This window comes from Stenotrophomonas sp. ATs4, assembly GCF_051861585.1.
Taxonomy (GTDB): Bacteria; Pseudomonadota; Gammaproteobacteria; order Xanthomonadales; family Xanthomonadaceae; genus Stenotrophomonas; species Stenotrophomonas maltophilia_AS.
Genome location: NZ_JBLYPK010000007.1, coordinates 277,862 through 293,782, shown reverse-complemented (window position 1 = coordinate 293,782; position 15,921 = coordinate 277,862). Strand labels below are relative to the sequence as shown.

Below are 15,921 nucleotides of genomic sequence, written 5' to 3'. Positions count from 1 at the left end.
CATCGCAGATTCGGATGCGGGGGGTTCCCATCCGTGAAATTGCTGCCATCATGGGCGCGGGGAAATCCAGGGGGAGGCGTGCCGGGGTTGGCACGCAACCTGCGTTGATCCACCCGCAGGGTATGGGGCCCGCTCAACCGGCACTGTCCGGTCCGATCCCGTGCACTGAACTCAACCACCACTATCTTGGGGATGTACCAATGAAGAACCAGAAGGGCTTCACCCTTATCGAACTGATGATCGTCGTCGCGATCATCGCCATCCTGGCTGCCATCGCACTGCCGGCTTACCAGGACTACACCTCGAAGTCGAAGGTCACCGCTGCGCTGGCCGACCTGGCCTCGCACAAGACCCAGTTTGAGATGGAAATCAGCAACGGCAACAAGCCGACGCTGGCAACCGCTGGCTTCCAGAGCAAGGAAACCGGTAGCTGCAGCGCTATCGACGTGACGGAAGGTGGCATGAAGTGCACCATCCGCGATCCGGGCCGTATTGGTAAGGATTCCACGATTGCGCTGAAGTACACGCAAGCGTCTGGTGAAGGCGATGCAGCAGTGGCGGGTGGTTTCGTTTGTGAGACCACGACTGTTGATGCCAAGTTCATTCCGAAGGGTTGTAAGTAATCCTTCAGGCCCACGAGGCTTGGTAGTTTAGGTTTGACCTAAGCTCTCGTGAGTAGACACAAGGCCCGCTTCGGCGGGCCTTGTGCTGACTGGAGTACGAATCCCGGTCAGCACGCAGCAATGGGGATTGCTGGATCAAACAGGGGGAGTCATGAACACGCAGAAGGGCTTCACGCTCATCGAGCTGATGATCGTGGTGGCCATCATCGCCATTCTGGCGGCCATCGCGACGGTGGCGTTCCAGCCGTACATCATCCGTACCCAGCTGACGGCCGCGCTGGCCGACATCAGCCCGGGCAAGTTGCTGGTTGAAACGGTCGTCTATGAAAACCGCTCGGCCAGTCTGGTCACCCCCGAGTTCATCGGCGGCGCCCAGAACGCCCACTGCTCCAACGTCGAGGCCGAACTCAGCGACTCCGGCGTCGGCCACATCAGCTGCACCTTGAAGGGACACAGCGCGCTGGAAGGCAAGGACCTGATCCTGCGCCGCTCGGCCGAGGGCATCTGGAGCTGTGACGGCAGCGCCTTCGAAGCACGCTATCGCCCGACCGGCTGTTGATCACACTTCCGCGCTCCGATGGGATGCTGGCCGACCCTTGACGGGGCTATCATCACCGGGGGAGTCAGGATCGTGCCTGCCGGGTAGGGAGTGCCAGGCAAGGCAGTGTTGCTCATGGATTGGCGATGCCGTTGGCCGTTGGCTGCGGCAGGTTCTGCTGCCCCGTGCGGTGCCCGTAAAAGGCGCACGGCAGTGCACGACCCCATGAGCCAAGGATTCATATGAACGCTGTAACCACCGCCAATCTTGTCGGCATCACTGGCCTGGCCCGACGCCTGGTACAGGACGGCGCCCTGGACGAGACCACGGCCCGCGACGCCATGGCCAAGGCCGCCGCCGCGCGCCAGCCGCTGCCCACGTGGTTCGCGCAGAACAAGCTGGTCAATGCCTCGCAGCTGGCCGCCGCCAACGCGGTCGAGTTCGGCATGCCGCTGTTCGACGTGTCCACCTTCGATGCCAGCCAGAACGCGATGAGCCTGGTCAGCGAGGAGCTGCTGCGCAAGCACAACGTGCTGCCGCTGTTCAAGCGTGGTGGCAAGCTGTTTGTCGGTACCAGCAACCCGACCCATTCGCTGGACGAGATCAAGTTCCACACCAATCTGGTGGTCGAGCCGATCCTGGTCGACGAGGACCAGATCCGCCGCACCCTGGAACAGTGGCACGCCAGCCATGACACCATCGGCGACGCCCTGGGCGGTGACGACGACGGCATGGGCAACCTGGATGTGGCTGCCGGTGACGAGGATCTCGGCAGCAGCGGCAGCGACACCGGCATCGACGCCAAGGGCGATGACACCCCGGTGGTGAAGTTCGTCAACAAGGTGCTGGTCGATGCCATCCGCAAGGGCGCATCGGACATCCACTTCGAGCCCTACGAAGACGACTACCGCGTGCGCCTGCGCATCGATGGCCTGCTGAAGATGGTGGCGCGCGCGCCGGTGAAGTTGAACCAGCGCATCGCTGCTCGCCTGAAGGTGATGGCGCAGCTGGACATCGCCGAAAAGCGCGTCCCGCAGGACGGCCGCATCAAGCTCAACCTGTCCAAGAGCAAGCAGATCGACTTCCGCGTCAGCACGCTGCCCACGCTGTTCGGCGAGAAGGTGGTGCTGCGTATCCTCGATGGCAGCGCGGCCAAGCTGGGCATCGACAAGCTGGGCTACGAGCCGGACCAGCAGAAACTGTTCCAGGATGCCATCCACAAGCCGTACGGCATGGTGCTGGTGACCGGCCCGACCGGCTCGGGCAAGACCGTGTCGCTGTATACCGCGCTGGGCATCCTCAACGACGAGACGCGCAACATCTCCACTGCCGAAGACCCGGTGGAAATCCGTCTGCCGGGCGTCAACCAGGTGCAGCAGAACAACAAGCGCGGCATGACCTTCGCCGCTGCGCTGCGCTCGTTCCTGCGCCAGGATCCGGACATCATCATGGTCGGCGAAATCCGCGACCTGGAAACGGCCGAGATCGCGATCAAGGCGGCGCAGACCGGTCACATGGTGCTGTCCACGCTGCATACCAACGACGCGCCGCAGACCATCGCCCGCCTGATGAACATGGGCATCGCGCCGTACAACATCACCAGCTCGGTGACGCTGGTGATCGCCCAGCGCCTGGCGCGCCGGCTGTGCGGCAACTGCAAGCGGCGGTCGAACCTGCCCGAGCATGCACTGCTGGCCGAGGGCTTCACCCAGGCGCAGCTGGACGCGGGCATCGAACTGTATGAAGCCGTTGGCTGCGATGAGTGCACCGAGGGCTACAAGGGCCGCACCGGCATCTACCAGGTGATGCCGATGACCGACGAAATCGCCACCATCGTGCTGGCCGGCGGCAACGCACTGCAGATTGCCGACGCGGCGCAGCAGATCGGGGTGAATGATCTGCGCCAGTCGGCGTTGAAGAAGGCAGCGGCGGGCGTGACCAGCCTGGCCGAGATCAACCGCGTGACCAAGGATTGAGGTAGATCCACGCCATGCGTGGATGCCGCGATGCATGAGGTTGCCGGCCAGCGGCCGGCACTACCAGGTTGGTGGGTAGATCCACGCCATGCGTGGATGCCCCGCGATACCGGTAGATCCACGCCATGCGTGGATGTCCCGCGACACCCAGTAGATCCACGCCATGCGTGGATGATCCCGCCCAACCTCGGGTCAGAGCCCTTTCCTGTGGAAAGGGATCCGACCCGCGGCCCTTACTCCATCCCCAGCTTCTTCAACTTGTAGCGCAGCGCGCGGAAGGTGATGCCCAGCTGTGCGGCGGTGCGGGTCTTGTTCCAGCGGTTCTCTTCCAGCGCGCGCTGGATGGCGCTGCGTTCCAGCTGCTCGATGTACGAGGGCAGGGCGGCGCTGCCCGGCTGCAGGTCGGCCACGGCTTCGGCGGGCGCGGCACTTCCCGGCGCGCGCGGGGCATGCTGCGGCAGCCGCAGGTCGTCTGCGCCGATGCAGTCTTCCTCGGCCAGCGCCAGCGCCCGTTCCAGGATGTTCTCCAGTTCACGCACATTGCCGGGGAAGGCGTAGTGGGCCAGTGCCTCCAGCGCCGACGGCGCCAGCAGCGGGGTGGTGCGGCCGTGGCTGCGGGCCAGCCTTGCCAGCACCGCCGCCGCCAGCTCCGGCAGGTCCTGGCGACGCTCGCGCAGCGGCGGCACCCTCAGTTCGATCACGTTGATGCGGTAGTAGAGGTCGTGGCGGAAGCGCCCGTCTTCGACCAGCTCGGCCAGGTCGCGGTGGGTGGCCGAGAGGATGCGCACGTCCACCGGTTCTTCGTTGGCCGCACCCACCGGCCGCACCGACTTTTCCTGGATCGCACGCAGCAGCTTCACCTGCATCTGCAGCGGCAGTTCGGCCACTTCGTCCAGGAACAGGGTGCCACCGTGCGCGGCTTGGAACAGGCCGGGCTTGTCGGCGTGGGCACCGCTGAAGCTGCCCTTGCGATGGCCGAAGAACTCGCTCTCCATCAGTTCGCCGGGAATGGCGCCGCAGTTGACCGGAATGAACGGTCCGGCCGCGCGCGCGCCCTGGGCGTGGATGGTGCGCGCGACCAGTTCCTTGCCGACCCCGGATTCACCAAGGATGTAGACCGGGGCCTGGCTGCGCGCGACCTTGCCGATGGTGGTGCGCAGCACGTCCATGGCCGGCGAAGCACCGAGCAGGCGCGCGCCTTGTTCGGCGTTGGGGCCGGGCAGGGGGCGTTCGGCGTTGTTGAGTTCCAGTGCGTGCTTGACCAGCCCGCGCAGCACGGCGATGTCCACCGGCTTGCTGACGAAGTCGAAGGCACCGGCCTTCAGCGCTTCCACGGCCAGGTCCATGCTGCCGAAGGCGGTGATCATCGCCACCGGCGTGCGCGGGTAGTGCTGGGCGATCTCGCTGACCAGCTCGATGCCGTTGCCATCGGGCAGGCGCATGTCGGTGATGCACAGGTCGTACGGGTTGCTGGCCAGCAGCTCGCGCGCTTCGGCAAGGTTGGCGGCGGTACTGATACGCAGCCCCATGCGGCCGAGGGTCAGTACCAGCAGTTCGCGGATGTCGCGTTCGTCGTCGACGACGAGGGCGCTGCGGGTTTCGTTCATGGGCGTGAAAGATAAACGAGGGGGCTGGAAGCGACAAATGTTTGACGCACAGAATCGGAATCAGGTGGGCAACAGCGTGTGTGGGCCGGGCAGCACCAGGCGGAAGCAGGAGCCGCCGGCCGGTACCGGAATGTAATCGAGCCGTGCCTGGTTGGCCCGGCACAGCTCGCGGGCGATATACAGGCCCAGGCCGGTGCCATGCTCGGAGGTGGTGAAGAACGGCCGGAACAGCTGCGCGGCCACACTCTCGGGAATACCCGGACCGCGGTCCATCACGTCGATCACCGCGCTGCGCTCGTGTTGCGCAACGCGCAGGCGCACGCGTGCGGGCTGCTGGCCGATGCGGCCGTACTTCAGCGCGTTGTGCACCAGCACGGTCAGCATCTGGTACAGATGCTTGGTGTCGACCTGGGCCATCACCGAGGTGTCGCTGATGATCGGCTCGATGCTGTCGGTCTCCAGCGTCTGGCCCTGCTTGTACTCCAGCACGAAGCGGCGCACGAAGGCGGCCAGGTCCACGTTCTCGGGCGTGGCGCGCTCGCGCCGGGCCAGGCCCAGTACGCTCTCGACGATGCCGTTGGTGCGCTGGCACTGCTGGCGGATGATCTGCAGCAGGCGGCGGTCGCTTTCGTTGAATCCGGTGCCTTCCTCCAGCAGCTGCACGGCGTAGTTGATCGCCGCCAGCGGATTGCGGATCTCGTGTGCAAGGCTGGCCGAGAAGCGGCCCATCGCCGACAGGGTGAGCGATTCGGCGCGGCGCGAGACCACGCTGGAATCGTCCAGGAACACCAGTGCCAGCTCGCTGCCAGCCAGCAGGCGGGCGAAGCGCGGTTGTACTTCGGGCTGGTCGGGATTGAGCTGCAGTGGCAGTTCGTCCTGCGCCCAGCCGTTGCGCCAGCGTTGCAGGCGACGGGCCAGTTCCGGCGCGGCGCTGGTCAGGTCCAGTCGCCCGCTTTCGCCGTTGCCATCGCTGTCGCCCAGCAGCATCGAGGCGGCTTCGTTGGCCAGGGTGATGCGGCTGTCGGCATCCACCACCAGGACACCGGTGCGCATGCGGCGGATGATCAGTTCGTTGATCTGGAACAGGTTGGCCACTTCATCGCCGCGCTGGTTGGCCAGCTGCTGGTTGCGGCGCGCGCGGTTGCCCACCTGGAAACTGATGAAGGCCAGGGCCAGGTAGCTGGTGGCGAACATGGCCAGTTCGGCCAGGGTGCGGGTGGGATCGCCCCCTTCCAGCAGCTTCCAGGTGTATTCCACGCCGGTGGCCAGGCTGGCAGCCAGCGCCAGGCCCAGGCCCAGGCTGAGCGGCAGCAGGGTGGCGGCGGCGGCGATGTTGAACAGCAGCGACATCGAGATGCCGGCGCTGGCACCAGGCAGCGCGTGCGACAACAGGGTGGCCGCGACGATGTCCACCAGCACGCCGCTGACCACGATCGGACGCAGCCAGCGTTCGTTGCGGCCGATCACCAAGGCCAGCAGCGACAAGCCCAGATAGATGGCAGCGACGGTATCGGCCAGGCGCGGGTGATGGGCTTCGCCGACCATGGCCGACAACGGGCTGTACAGCAGGGCGGCGATGACCGCGGCGATCAGCACCCGGTACAGCGCGAAGAAATACAGCTCACGCCGCGGAATCGATTCGATGCGGTCGATCAATGAAGCACTGGGTGACACGCCGGAACTCCCCTTCTGGCTGCCTGGGTCTGGAATCTGCGGCGGCCCCGTCTGGCGTCCCCTGAAGCCGGGCGGGTACGTCGCTTCTCTATGGTCTGCAGTGGACGCGGTCGAGCAGGCTCGACTCTACATACTCTGGCTGACCAGTATAGGCCCCCGGGCCGGGCGCCGCCGGAGATGGTCGGTCGCGCATTTGGCCCGCTGCGGACACCGGTGGCCAGCGCCGGCCCGGGCGCAACTGCCTGAATGACGGTGGAAATCTGGCCGGGTCTGGCGTTTTGTACAGACTTCTTTGCGCCCCGGCGCTCGCTCGGCCACAATAGTGGGCCCGCCGCGGTCCATGCCGGCGCCCCGCCGGGGCCCTGAGGAATTGCGTGCGGTCGTTCCTATTCCCACGGTGACGCATGAATTTCCACGAATACCAGTCAAAACAACTGCTTGCCGAATACGGCATCCCGGTCCCGGCCGGCAAGGTCGCTGCGACCCCGGACGAAGCGGTTGCCGCTGCCAACTCCCTGGGCCAGGGCCCCTGGATGGTCAAGGCGCAGATCCACGCTGGCGGCCGCGGCAAGGCTGGCGGCGTCAAGTTCTGCAAGACCACCGACGACGTGAAGGCCGCTGCGGCCAAGATGCTCGGCACCAAGATGGCCACCTACCAGACTGCAGGCGTTGAACTGCCGGTCAACCTGGTGCTGGTGACCACCGCTGGCGAGATCGTCAAGGAACTGTACCTGTCGGTGCTGGTTGACCGTGGCACCAAGACCATCACCTACATCGCTTCTTCGGAAGGCGGCGTGGAGATCGAGCAGGTCGCTGCTGAAACCCCGGAGCTGATCCACTCGCTGAACGTCGACTTCGTTGAAGGCGTGCAGGGTTACCACGGCCGTGATTTCGGCTTCAAGCTGGGCCTGACCGCCAAGCAGGCCGGCCAGTTCGCCAGCATCATGGTGAACCTGTACCGCCTGTTCAACGAAAAGGACCTGGCCCTGGTTGAAATCAACCCGCTGGCCATCCTGGACGACGGCAACCTGTACGCGCTGGACGGCAAGTTCGACAGCGACGACAACGCCGCGTTCCGCCAGAAGGCCCTGGTCGCCATGCGCGACAAGACCCAGGAAGATCCGACCGAAGTGATCGCTTCGGAACTGGACATCAACTACGTCACCATGGACGGCAACATCGGCTGCATGGTCAACGGCGCAGGCCTGGCCATGGCCACCATGGACGTCATCAAGCTCAACGGCGGCGAGCCGGCGAACTTCCTGGACGTGGGCGGCGGTGCCAACAAGCAGCGCGTCATCGAAGCCTTCAAGCTGATCCTGTCCTCGGACAAGGTCGAAGGTATCTTCGTCAACATCTTCGGCGGCATCGTCCGCTGCGACATGATTGCCGAAGGCATCATCGCCGCTGTGAAGGAAGTGGGCGTCAAGGTTCCGGTCGTGGTGCGCCTGGAAGGCACCAACGTGGAAGAAGGCAAGCAGCTGCTGCGTGACAGCGGCATGGCCATCATCCCGGCTGACAACATCAACGATGGCGCCAAGAAGATCGTTGAAGCTGTCAAGAACGCCGCCTGATACCGACACCAAGGAATTCCAATGTCTGTTTTGATCAACAAGAACACCAAGGTGATCGTGCAGGGCTTCACCGGCCAGCAGGGCACCTTCCACGCCACTCAGATGATCGAGTACGGCACCCAGGTTGTCGGCGGCGTGACCCCGGGCAAGGGTGGCACCACCCATATCGACCTGCCGGTCTTCAACACCGTTGCCGACGCCGTGCAGAGCACCGGCGCCAACGCTTCGGTCATCTACGTGCCGCCGCCGTACGCGGCTGACGCGATCCTGGAAGCCGCTGCTGCCGGCATCTCGGTCATCGTCTGCATCACCGAAGGCATCCCGGTGCTGGACATGCTGCGCGTCAAGAACGTGCTGACACGCGCCCATCCGGACACCGTGCTGGTCGGTCCGAACTGCCCGGGCGTCATCACTCCGGGCGAGTGCAAGATCGGCATCATGCCGGGCCACATCCACATGCCGGGCAAGATCGGTATCGTGTCGCGCTCGGGCACGTTGACCTATGAAGCGGTCAAGCAGACCACCGAAGTTGGTCTGGGCCAGTCCACCTGCATCGGCATCGGTGGTGACCCGATCAATGGCCTGAACTTCGTCGACTGCCTGAAGCTGTTCAACGAAGATCCGCAGACCCTGGGCATCATCATGGTTGGCGAAATCGGCGGCGACGCTGAAGAAGCCGGTGCCGAGTACATCAAGGCCCACGTGAAGAAGCCGGTTGTCGGTTTCATCGCCGGTGCGTCGGCTCCGGCCGGCAAGCGCATGGGCCACGCCGGTGCGATTGCTTCGGGCGGCAAGGGCACTGCAGAAGGCAAGTTCGCTGCAATGGAAGCTGCCGGTGTTGTCACCGTCCGCTCGCCGGGCGACCTGGGCGCTGCCATCGCCAAGCTGGTGAAATAAGATCGACTGCCTCGGGCAGACGATTGTGTAGAGCCGGCCGCTGGCCGGCTGCTTGAAACAGAAAAGCCGCCTCCGGGCGGCTTTTCTGCGTCTGCATTGGGGTCAGATCCCTTTTGCGCAGCAAAAGGGATCTGACCCCGGACCGAGCGCCATCCACGCATGGCGTGGATCTACTGGGCAGGGCGCGCACATGGCGCGGCGCTACAATGTGCGTATTGCAACCACAGGCTGGATTCCCATGGCTTCGATCCGCATCGCGATGGCGCAGTTCGACTTCCCGGTCGGCGATGTCGCCGGCAACACCGAGCGCATCATCGAGATGATCGGCCAGGCGCGCGACGAGTACGGCGCCGAGCTGGTGATGTTCCCCGAGCTGGCGGTGAGCGGATATCCGCCGGAAGACCTGCTGCTGCGCCCGGGCTTCCTGTATGAGTGCGAGCAGGCAATGACCCGCATCGCCGCGGCCTGCCGTGGCATCACCGCCGTGGTCGGTTGGCCGCAGGCCGCCGGTGCGGTGGTCTACAACGCCGCCAGCGTGCTGCGCGACGGCCTGGTGGAGCAGACCTACCGCAAGCGCGAGCTGCCCAACTACGCGGTGTTCGATGAGCGTCGCTACTTCGACGTCGACCCGGATGGTGGCAGCTGCGTGTTCGAGGTCAATGGCGTGCCGGTGGGCCTGCTGATCTGCGAGGACCTGTGGTTTGCCGAGCCGCTGGCCGACACCGTGCGCCAAGGTGCGCAGCTGGTGGTGGTGCCCAATGCGTCGCCGTACGAACGGGGCAAACACGCCCAGCGCGATGCCGTGCTAGCCGCACGCACCCGCGAGAGCGGGGCAGCGATCGCCTACCTCAACGTGGTCGGTGGCCAGGATGCGCTGGTGTTCGACGGCGCCTCGGTGGTAGCCGATGGCGACGGTACCGTGCATCCGGCCGCCGCCGCCTTCGTCGACCAGTGGCTGGTGGTGGAGTACGACGGTGAAACCCGCCGCTTCATGCCGCACGTGTGGATGGACGACGGCGACGAGAGCATGGACGCGCTGGCCTGGCGCGCGGTGACCCGTGGTATCCAGGACTACTGCCGCAAGAATGGCTTCAAGAAGGTGTGGCTGGGCCTGTCCGGCGGCATCGACTCGGCGATCGTGCTGGCCATGGCGGTGGACGCGATGGGGGCTGAAAACGTCACCGCGGTGCGTCTGCCATCGCGCTACACCGCCGGCCTGTCCAATGATCTGGCCGCCGAACAGTGCCAGGCGCTGGGCGTGAAGCTGGAGGCGGTATCGATCGAGCCGGCGTTCAAGGGCCTGATGGAATCGCTGGCGCCGATGTTCGAAGGCACGACCCCGGATGTGACCGAAGAGAATCTGCAGTCGCGCAGCCGTGGCGTGATCCTGATGGCGCTGGCCAACAAGTTCGGTGGCCTGTTGCTCACTACTGGCAACAAGAGCGAGTACGCGGTGGGCTACGCCACCATCTACGGCGACATGTGTGGTGGCTATGCGCCGCTGAAGGACCTGTACAAGACCGAGGTGTTCGGCCTGTCCAAGTGGCGCAATACCGTGGGTGGTGCGCCGGTGATCCCGCCGGCGGTGATCAGCCGCCCGCCGTCGGCCGAGCTGCGCGAGAACCAGCTGGACCAGGATTCGCTGCCGGCCTATGACGTGCTGGACGGCATCCTGTACCGCTACATCGACCAGGAGCAGTCGCGCACGGAGATTGTTGCGGCCGGTTACGACGCGGCTGTGGTCGACCGTGTGCTGCGCCTGGTGCGCATCAGCGAGTGGAAGCGGCACCAGGCTGCACCGGGCCCGAAGGTTTCGCGCCGGGCGTTCGGTCGCGAGCGTCGTTACCCGATCAGCAACGGCTACAAGGGCTGAGGGTACGTCGCCGGGCATGGCCCGGCGCTACCGGCCCATCCACGCATGGCGTGGATCTACTGGGCTTCGTCGAGCAGCTGTTCGAGGCCGGCGGTTTCGACAGCTTCGTTGAAGTGGCCCTCCCCCAGCCGTGCACGCACGAACGCCAGGCCATCGGCCGCTGCCGCATCCAGCGTGCCGCGGTGGTCGACCGGATAGCGCCGGAATGCCACGGGCTCGCCGCGCAGTGCCAAGCCTGCGGCATAAAGCAGGGTGGTCAGGTATGGCACGTCGCGGTCCTGGCTGCCATGGCCCAGCATCAGCGGCTGGCTGAAACCGCGGCGCGGTACGCCCAGATAGTCATGCAGCAACGCCCAGATGCCTGCCACCTCCGTCAGCGGTGCCGTGAACATCGAGCCGGTATCGGCCCCTTCCAGTGTGGCGGCCAGTTCGCCCAGGCATTGCTTGCGTGCCAGCGCGACGCGCGAACGCCCCTCATCGCTGAGCACGCGATCAATCTGCGGCGCAACCTGCAGCAGGCCGTCCAACAGATAGGCGTGATACGCGTTGAGCGCGCCAGGGTTGGCGGTGCGGTTGTCCGGTTTCATCACCAGCGCGGTCAATTCGACGGCGGTGGGCGTACCGGTGGTGAAGCTGCCTCGGTAGTGCAGGGAAGGCCCAGCATAGGTGGGGGCGATGTGGCCCGCTGTGAGCGCGGCGGCACCACCCTGCGAATGGCCGACCGAGACCCAGCGCGGCGACAGCGTTGCGTTGCCCAGGTACTGGCGGCTGGCTTTGACGAGGTCGATGGCGTTGCGCGCGGCAGTGCGCACATGCAGATAGGCATGGTCACCTGGACTGCCGAGGCCCTGGTAGTCCGCGGCAACCACTGCATAGCCCTGGGCCAGGAACTGATCGAGGAAGCGGCCGTCGCGTTCGGGCTGGTAGGGGCCGGACACCGAGGGTGCACAGCGATCCGCGATGCCCTGAGTGCCATGTGCCCAGGACACCACCGGCCAGCCGCCTGCTGGAGCCGCACCGGCCGGCAGGTACAGCAGACCGGTGCCTTCGGCCAGCTGGCCGCGGTGGTCCGGGGTGCGGTAGTGCAGCTTGTAGGCCTGCGCGGCCGCCGACGGTACCCAGCTGGCGCGATAGGGCGCTGCGGAAAGCAGGTCGCCGGGTGCGGCCGGTGCAGCAGCCAGGGGGCCCGAAGACAGCGCCAGCAGGGCGGTGGCGACGAGGCAGGCGAAGGGCCGGAAACGGCGGGGCGGTGGGGACATGCGGCGCTCCTTGTCGGCCGGGATGGCCGTTGCGCCGCAGTGTGGAGGGCCTTGCCCGCGCCGATTGGGACCGGCGTCGCAACCGCCGGGGATTCGGAGAATTCCTAGTGTCGTGGTCCATTGGCGCACGAACCATCCACGCATGGCGTGGATCTACCGACAAAGAAAAGGCCCCTTGCGGGGCCCTCTTTTACTTCTTTTCCAGTCGCGCGTTGCGCTGGCCGGTGCTGGCGGACTTCTCGCCGGCAAACGGGTTCAGCTTGCGGATCATCCACGGGTACTTCGGCCACTTGCCTTCCAGCCACGGGTGGTCCGGCTGGTTCAGCTGCAGGACGCGGCGGGCGTCGTCGGCCAGGGTCTTGTTGCCCAGGTGGGTGTAGGAATCGGCCAGCACGGCGACGGCGTCGTACTGGAAAGCGCTCTGCGGGTAGGTTTCCAGCAGGTAGTTGGCGCGGCCGGCGGCCGAGACCCAGGCGCCGCGGCGCATGTAGTACAGGGCGTTGTCCAGCTCGTGCTGGGCGAACACGTCACGCAGCTCCAGCATGCGCTGGCGCGCATCGGCGGCGTAGCGGCTGTTCGGGTAGCGGTCGACCACGATGTTGAAGTCCGAATACGCCTGGTGCGGCGTGGACAGATCGCGGCGGCTCGCATCCAGCGACCATACGCGGCGCAGGAAAACCGTACTGCGGTTGGAGTTGGCCAGGCCGCGCAGGTAGTACAGGTAGGCGATGTTGCGATGGGTCGGGTAGGTACGGATGAAGCGGTCGATGCTGGACACCGCGTCATCGTGCTTGCCGGCCTTGTACTGGGCATAGGCGGTTTCGATCATCGCCTGTTCGGTGTACGGGCCGTACGGATACTGGGCCACCAGGCGGCGGAAGCTGCCTTCGGCGCCGCTCCAGTTGCCACCCTGCATCAGCTTGTGGCTCTTCTCGTACAACTGTTCGACCGGCGTCCCTTCATCGGGGCGGTCGCCCTTCTTGGCACCACGGTGGCAGCCGGTGGCGGCGATGACCAGCACCAGCAACAGGGCGGTGAGGCGGACGGGCGCAGAGAGCATGGCGGAGCGTCGGATCATGGGGTCGAGGCGGGACGCGGCTGGAATACGAAGGGTCGATGATAGCCTAGTGTCCTGTCCAGCGACTGAAACCGGCCGCCGGGACCCCAAAATTTCAAAGAATGCCCCCTGCCATGTCTGAACAACCCTCTGAATCGGCCCGCCAGGCCATCGTCCCCGACACCTCTGCCGGCCGTCGTTTCGACGCGGTCGTGGCCGAATTGTTCCCCGAATACTCGCGTTCGCGCCTGACCGAGTGGATCAAGACCGGCGATGTGCTGCTGGACGGCGCCCAGGCGCGCCCGCGCGACCCGCTGCGCGGCGGCGAGGTGGTCACCCTCACCGTGGTGCTTGAAACCCAGACCGATGCCCTGCCGGAGGACATCCCGCTGGACGTGCTGTTCGAGGACGAGCACCTGCTGGTGATCAACAAGCCGGTCGGCCTGGTGGTGCACCCGGGCGCTGGCAACCACAGCGGTACCCTGGTCAATGCCCTGCTGTTCCGCGACCCGTCGGTGGCGGTGCTGCCGCGTGCCGGCATCGTGCACCGCCTGGACAAGGACACCAGCGGCGTGATGGTGGTGGCCAAGACCCTGGAAGCGCAGACCGCGCTGGTCGAGCAGCTGGCCGCACGCGACGTGCACCGCCAGTACCTGGCCATCGTGATGGGTGCGCTGGTGGCCGGCGGTACCGCTGATGCCCCGATCGACCGCCACCCGCGTGACCGCCTGAAGATGGGCGTGCGCGAGGACGGCAAGGAAGCGATCACCCACTACCGCCTGCGCGAGCGCTTCCGCGCACACACCGCGCTGGAATGCCGCCTGGAAACCGGTCGTACCCACCAGATCCGCGTGCACATGGCGCACATCCGCCACCCGATCGTGGGTGACCCGCTGTACGGCGGTGCGCTGAAGCTGCCCAAGGGCGCCAGCGACGAGCTGGTGGCCGCGCTGCGCGGCTTCAAGCGCCAGGCGCTGCATGCCGAAACGCTGGAGTTCGTGCACCCGATCACCGGTGAGACGGTGCGCAACACGGCACCGGTGCCGGCCGACATGCTGCACCTGCTGAAGGTGCTGCGCGAAGACAGCGACGCCTTCGCCGCACGCGAGCGGGACCGCTGGTGATGAGCACCGCGCTGCCGCTGCTGCAGGCCGACTGGCCGGCACCCCCGGGCGTCCGCGCGCTGACCACGCGGCGGCATGGCGCGGGCATCTCGCCGGCGCCGTTCGCGCAGTTCAATCTGGGCAACCGTCACGCGGCCGATGGCGACACGCCGGCCAACGTCGAGCACAACCGCCAGTTGCTGCAGCAGGGGCTGGCGTTGCCGTCGGCCCCGCATTGGCTGCGCCAGGTGCACAGCAGCACCGTGCTGCGCTTCAACGCGCCGCCGGTGGCGGGTGCCAGCGAACCGGTGGCCGACGCCGCAGTGACCTCGGTGCCCGGTGTGGTGCTGGCGATCCTGACCGCCGACTGCCTGCCGGTGGTGTTTGCCGCCGTCGACGGCAGCGAGGTTGGCGCCGCGCACGCCGGCTGGCGCGGGTTGGCCGACGGCATGCTGGAGGCCACCGTGGCCGCCATGCAGACCCCGCCGGCGCAGCTGCGGGCCTGGTTGGGCCCGGCGGCCGGGCCGGCCGACTACGAGATCGGCGAGGAGGTCTACCACGCCTTCGTCGGGCACGACCCGGCGGCCGAGGCGGCCTTCGTGGCGACCCGACCGGGCCACTGGAAGGTGGACCTGTTCGCGCTGGCGCGGCAGCGGCTGCAGGCGGCGGGCATGGACCCGGCGCAGGTACACGGCGGTACGGTGTCGACCATGGCCGATCCGGACCTGTATTCACACCGGCGCGACCGTCGTACCGGGCGCATGGCGACGCTGGCCTGGATCACGCCCTGACCCCGCCGCTGTTCGCGCGCGTGCTGGGGCCGGCTTTCGCCACCCTGGCAGGGCCGGTGCAGGCGCTGCATGCCGCGCCGCTGCCCTGCCGCTATGTGGGCCAGGCGCGGATCCAGCGCGGACGGCACTGGCTGGTACCGCTGCTGGCTGCAATGGCGCGATTGCCGAAGAACGGCGAAGCCCTTCCCACCGAAGTCGCCTTCAGTGCACACGGTCAGGGCGAGCGATGGGCACGACGGTTCGGCCGCTGGCCGATGGTGTCGCGGCTGTGGCTGCACGAGGGGTATCTGCGCGAGCAGCTGGGCGCGGTGTGTTTCGAATTCGACCTGCAGGCCCGCGACGGTGGCATCGACTGGTCGGTACGGCGGGTCTGGGCATTCGGGCTGCTGCCGCTGCCAAGGCGCTGGTTTGGCGGCGTGCGTTGCCGCGAAGCGTGGCACGGCCAGCGTTACACTTTCCGGGTCGATGTGACGCTGCCCTGGGTGGGAGCCCTGATCCGCTATGAAGGCTGGCTCGAACCGCAGTGAAGCCGGCGGTGCGGTGATCGTGTTCGACGGTGTATGCGCGTTGTGCAACGGCTGGGTGCGCTTCCTGCTGCGCTTTGACCGCAAGGGGCGTTACCGCTTCGCGGCGATGCAGGGGGCGCAGGGCAGCGCGATGCTGCGCGCGCACGGGCTGGACCCGCAGGATCCGATGTCGTTCCTGTTGCTGGACGAACAGGGCGCCTGGACCGATACCGATGCCATCCTGCGCGTGCTGGCGGGGTTGGGCGGTGCATGGCGCCTGACCGGTGCACTGCGCGCGCTGCCGGATAGCTGGCGCAACGCGGCGTACCGCGTGCTGGCGCGCAACCGTTACCGCTGGTTCGGGCGGCATGACGCCTGCTACCTGCCCGCACCGGAGCAGGCCGCGCGATTCCTGGATTGAAGAAAAAGGGGACGGAGGGGAT

The 15,921-nt window shown here is 66.5% G+C and carries 14 protein-coding genes; 10 read left to right on the top strand and 4 right to left on the bottom strand.

All coding sequences use genetic code 11. The annotated features are described in order from the left end of the window. The first annotated feature begins 200 nt into the window (after positions 1-200). The 3 genes from ABR323_RS14715 (at position 201) to pilB (ending at position 3,137) form a co-directional block, all read left to right on the top strand. A complete protein-coding gene (locus tag ABR323_RS14715; protein WP_439449854.1) occupies positions 201-623 on the top strand; it encodes a pilin in 423 nt (140 codons plus the stop codon). Between the two features lie 151 nt (positions 624-774). Next, the gene (locus ABR323_RS14710; protein ID WP_135274881.1) at positions 775-1,182 is read left to right on the top strand and encodes a pilin; all 408 of its coding nucleotides are present in this window, start codon (positions 775-777) and stop codon (positions 1,180-1,182) included. Between the two features lie 221 nt (positions 1,183-1,403). After that, complete coding sequence (gene pilB, locus ABR323_RS14705; protein WP_439449853.1) at positions 1,404-3,137, top strand: type IV-A pilus assembly ATPase PilB; 1,734 nt, start codon at positions 1,404-1,406, stop codon at positions 3,135-3,137. 233 nt (positions 3,138-3,370) lie between these two features. On the opposite strand, the gene ABR323_RS14700 is transcribed toward pilB, so the two are convergent. Both ABR323_RS14700 and ABR323_RS14695 read right to left on the bottom strand, forming a co-directional pair. Continuing rightward, positions 3,371-4,744, bottom strand: a complete 1,374-nt coding sequence (locus ABR323_RS14700) for a sigma-54-dependent transcriptional regulator (RefSeq protein WP_135274879.1) — start codon at positions 4,742-4,744, stop codon at positions 3,371-3,373. 60 nt (positions 4,745-4,804) lie between these two features. Next, positions 4,805-6,418: a sensor histidine kinase gene (locus ABR323_RS14695; RefSeq protein ID WP_439449852.1), complete on the bottom strand. Its 1,614-nt coding sequence runs from the start codon at positions 6,416-6,418 to the stop codon at positions 4,805-4,807. Positions 6,419-6,822: 404 nt separating this feature from the next. Here ABR323_RS14695 and sucC point away from each other — a divergent pair, with 404 nt between their 5' ends. The 3 genes from sucC (at position 6,823) to ABR323_RS14680 (ending at position 10,762) form a co-directional block, all read left to right on the top strand. Then, entirely contained in the window at positions 6,823-7,992 is a 1,170-nt protein-coding gene (gene sucC, locus ABR323_RS14690; protein ID WP_004154430.1) for an ADP-forming succinate--CoA ligase subunit beta, read from the top strand. Positions 7,993-8,013: 21 nt separating this feature from the next. Continuing rightward, on the top strand, positions 8,014-8,889 hold the full coding sequence (sucD, locus tag ABR323_RS14685; protein WP_439449851.1) for a succinate--CoA ligase subunit alpha: 876 nt from the start codon (positions 8,014-8,016) through the stop codon (positions 8,887-8,889). Between the two features lie 238 nt (positions 8,890-9,127). Beyond that, positions 9,128-10,762 (top strand): NAD+ synthase, encoded by a 1,635-nt coding sequence (locus ABR323_RS14680; RefSeq protein WP_439449850.1) that lies wholly within the window; start codon positions 9,128-9,130, stop codon positions 10,760-10,762. Positions 10,763-10,818: 56 nt separating this feature from the next. Here ABR323_RS14680 and ABR323_RS14675 read toward each other — a convergent pair whose 3' ends face one another. Together ABR323_RS14675 and ABR323_RS14670 are read right to left on the bottom strand one after the other, a co-directional pair. After that, positions 10,819-12,021, bottom strand: coding sequence for a lipase family protein (locus ABR323_RS14675; protein WP_439449849.1), 1,203 nt, complete (start codon positions 12,019-12,021; stop codon positions 10,819-10,821). Positions 12,022-12,211: 190 nt separating this feature from the next. After that, entirely contained in the window at positions 12,212-13,099 is an 888-nt protein-coding gene (locus ABR323_RS14670) for an outer membrane protein assembly factor BamD (RefSeq protein WP_135274874.1), read from the bottom strand. Between the two features lie 113 nt (positions 13,100-13,212). Here ABR323_RS14670 and rluD point away from each other — a divergent pair, with 113 nt between their 5' ends. The 4 genes from rluD to ABR323_RS14650 are packed head-to-tail and all read left to right on the top strand — an operon-like array spanning position 13,213 to position 15,899. After that, on the top strand, positions 13,213-14,202 hold the full coding sequence (gene rluD / locus ABR323_RS14665) for a 23S rRNA pseudouridine(1911/1915/1917) synthase RluD (protein WP_439449848.1): 990 nt from the start codon (positions 13,213-13,215) through the stop codon (positions 14,200-14,202). Further along, positions 14,202-14,972 carry a peptidoglycan editing factor PgeF gene (gene pgeF, locus ABR323_RS14660; protein ID WP_439449847.1) on the top strand — a complete coding sequence of 257 codons (771 nt, stop codon included), beginning with the start codon at positions 14,202-14,204 and terminating at the stop codon, positions 14,970-14,972. The genes rluD and pgeF overlap by 1 nt, the downstream gene beginning before the upstream one ends. A gap of 20 nt (positions 14,973-14,992) precedes the next feature. Continuing rightward, a complete protein-coding gene (locus ABR323_RS14655; RefSeq protein WP_439449846.1) occupies positions 14,993-15,499 on the top strand; it encodes a DUF4166 domain-containing protein in 507 nt (168 codons plus the stop codon). Beyond that, a complete protein-coding gene (locus tag ABR323_RS14650) occupies positions 15,474-15,899 on the top strand; it encodes a thiol-disulfide oxidoreductase DCC family protein (RefSeq protein WP_439449845.1) in 426 nt (141 codons plus the stop codon). Before ABR323_RS14655 ends, ABR323_RS14650 begins: the two co-directional genes overlap by 26 nt. Positions 15,900-15,921: the final 22 nt, after the last annotated feature.

Excerpts from the sequence above, each read along its gene's own strand:
- ABR323_RS14715 (WP_439449854.1), top strand. The coding sequence starts at position 201 with ATGAAGAACCAGAAGGGCTTCACCCTTATCGAACTGATGATCGTCGTC.
- ABR323_RS14710 (WP_135274881.1), top strand. The coding sequence starts at position 775 with ATGAACACGCAGAAGGGCTTCACGCTCATCGAGCTGATGATCGTGGTG.
- pilB (WP_439449853.1), top strand. The coding sequence starts at position 1,404 with ATGAACGCTGTAACCACCGCCAATCTTGTCGGCATCACTGGCCTGGCC.
- ABR323_RS14700 (WP_135274879.1), bottom strand. The coding sequence starts at position 4,744 with ATGAACGAAACCCGCAGCGCCCTCGTCGTCGACGACGAACGCGACATC.
- sucC (WP_004154430.1), top strand. The coding sequence starts at position 6,823 with ATGAATTTCCACGAATACCAGTCAAAACAACTGCTTGCCGAATACGGC.
- sucD (WP_439449851.1), top strand. The coding sequence starts at position 8,014 with ATGTCTGTTTTGATCAACAAGAACACCAAGGTGATCGTGCAGGGCTTC.
- ABR323_RS14680 (WP_439449850.1), top strand. The coding sequence starts at position 9,128 with ATGGCTTCGATCCGCATCGCGATGGCGCAGTTCGACTTCCCGGTCGGC.
- ABR323_RS14675 (WP_439449849.1), bottom strand. The coding sequence starts at position 12,021 with ATGTCCCCACCGCCCCGCCGTTTCCGGCCCTTCGCCTGCCTCGTCGCC.
- ABR323_RS14670 (WP_135274874.1), bottom strand. The coding sequence starts at position 13,099 with ATGATCCGACGCTCCGCCATGCTCTCTGCGCCCGTCCGCCTCACCGCC.
- rluD (WP_439449848.1), top strand. The coding sequence starts at position 13,213 with ATGTCTGAACAACCCTCTGAATCGGCCCGCCAGGCCATCGTCCCCGAC.
- pgeF (WP_439449847.1), top strand. The coding sequence starts at position 14,202 with ATGAGCACCGCGCTGCCGCTGCTGCAGGCCGACTGGCCGGCACCCCCG.
- ABR323_RS14650 (WP_439449845.1), top strand. The coding sequence starts at position 15,474 with ATGAAGGCTGGCTCGAACCGCAGTGAAGCCGGCGGTGCGGTGATCGTG.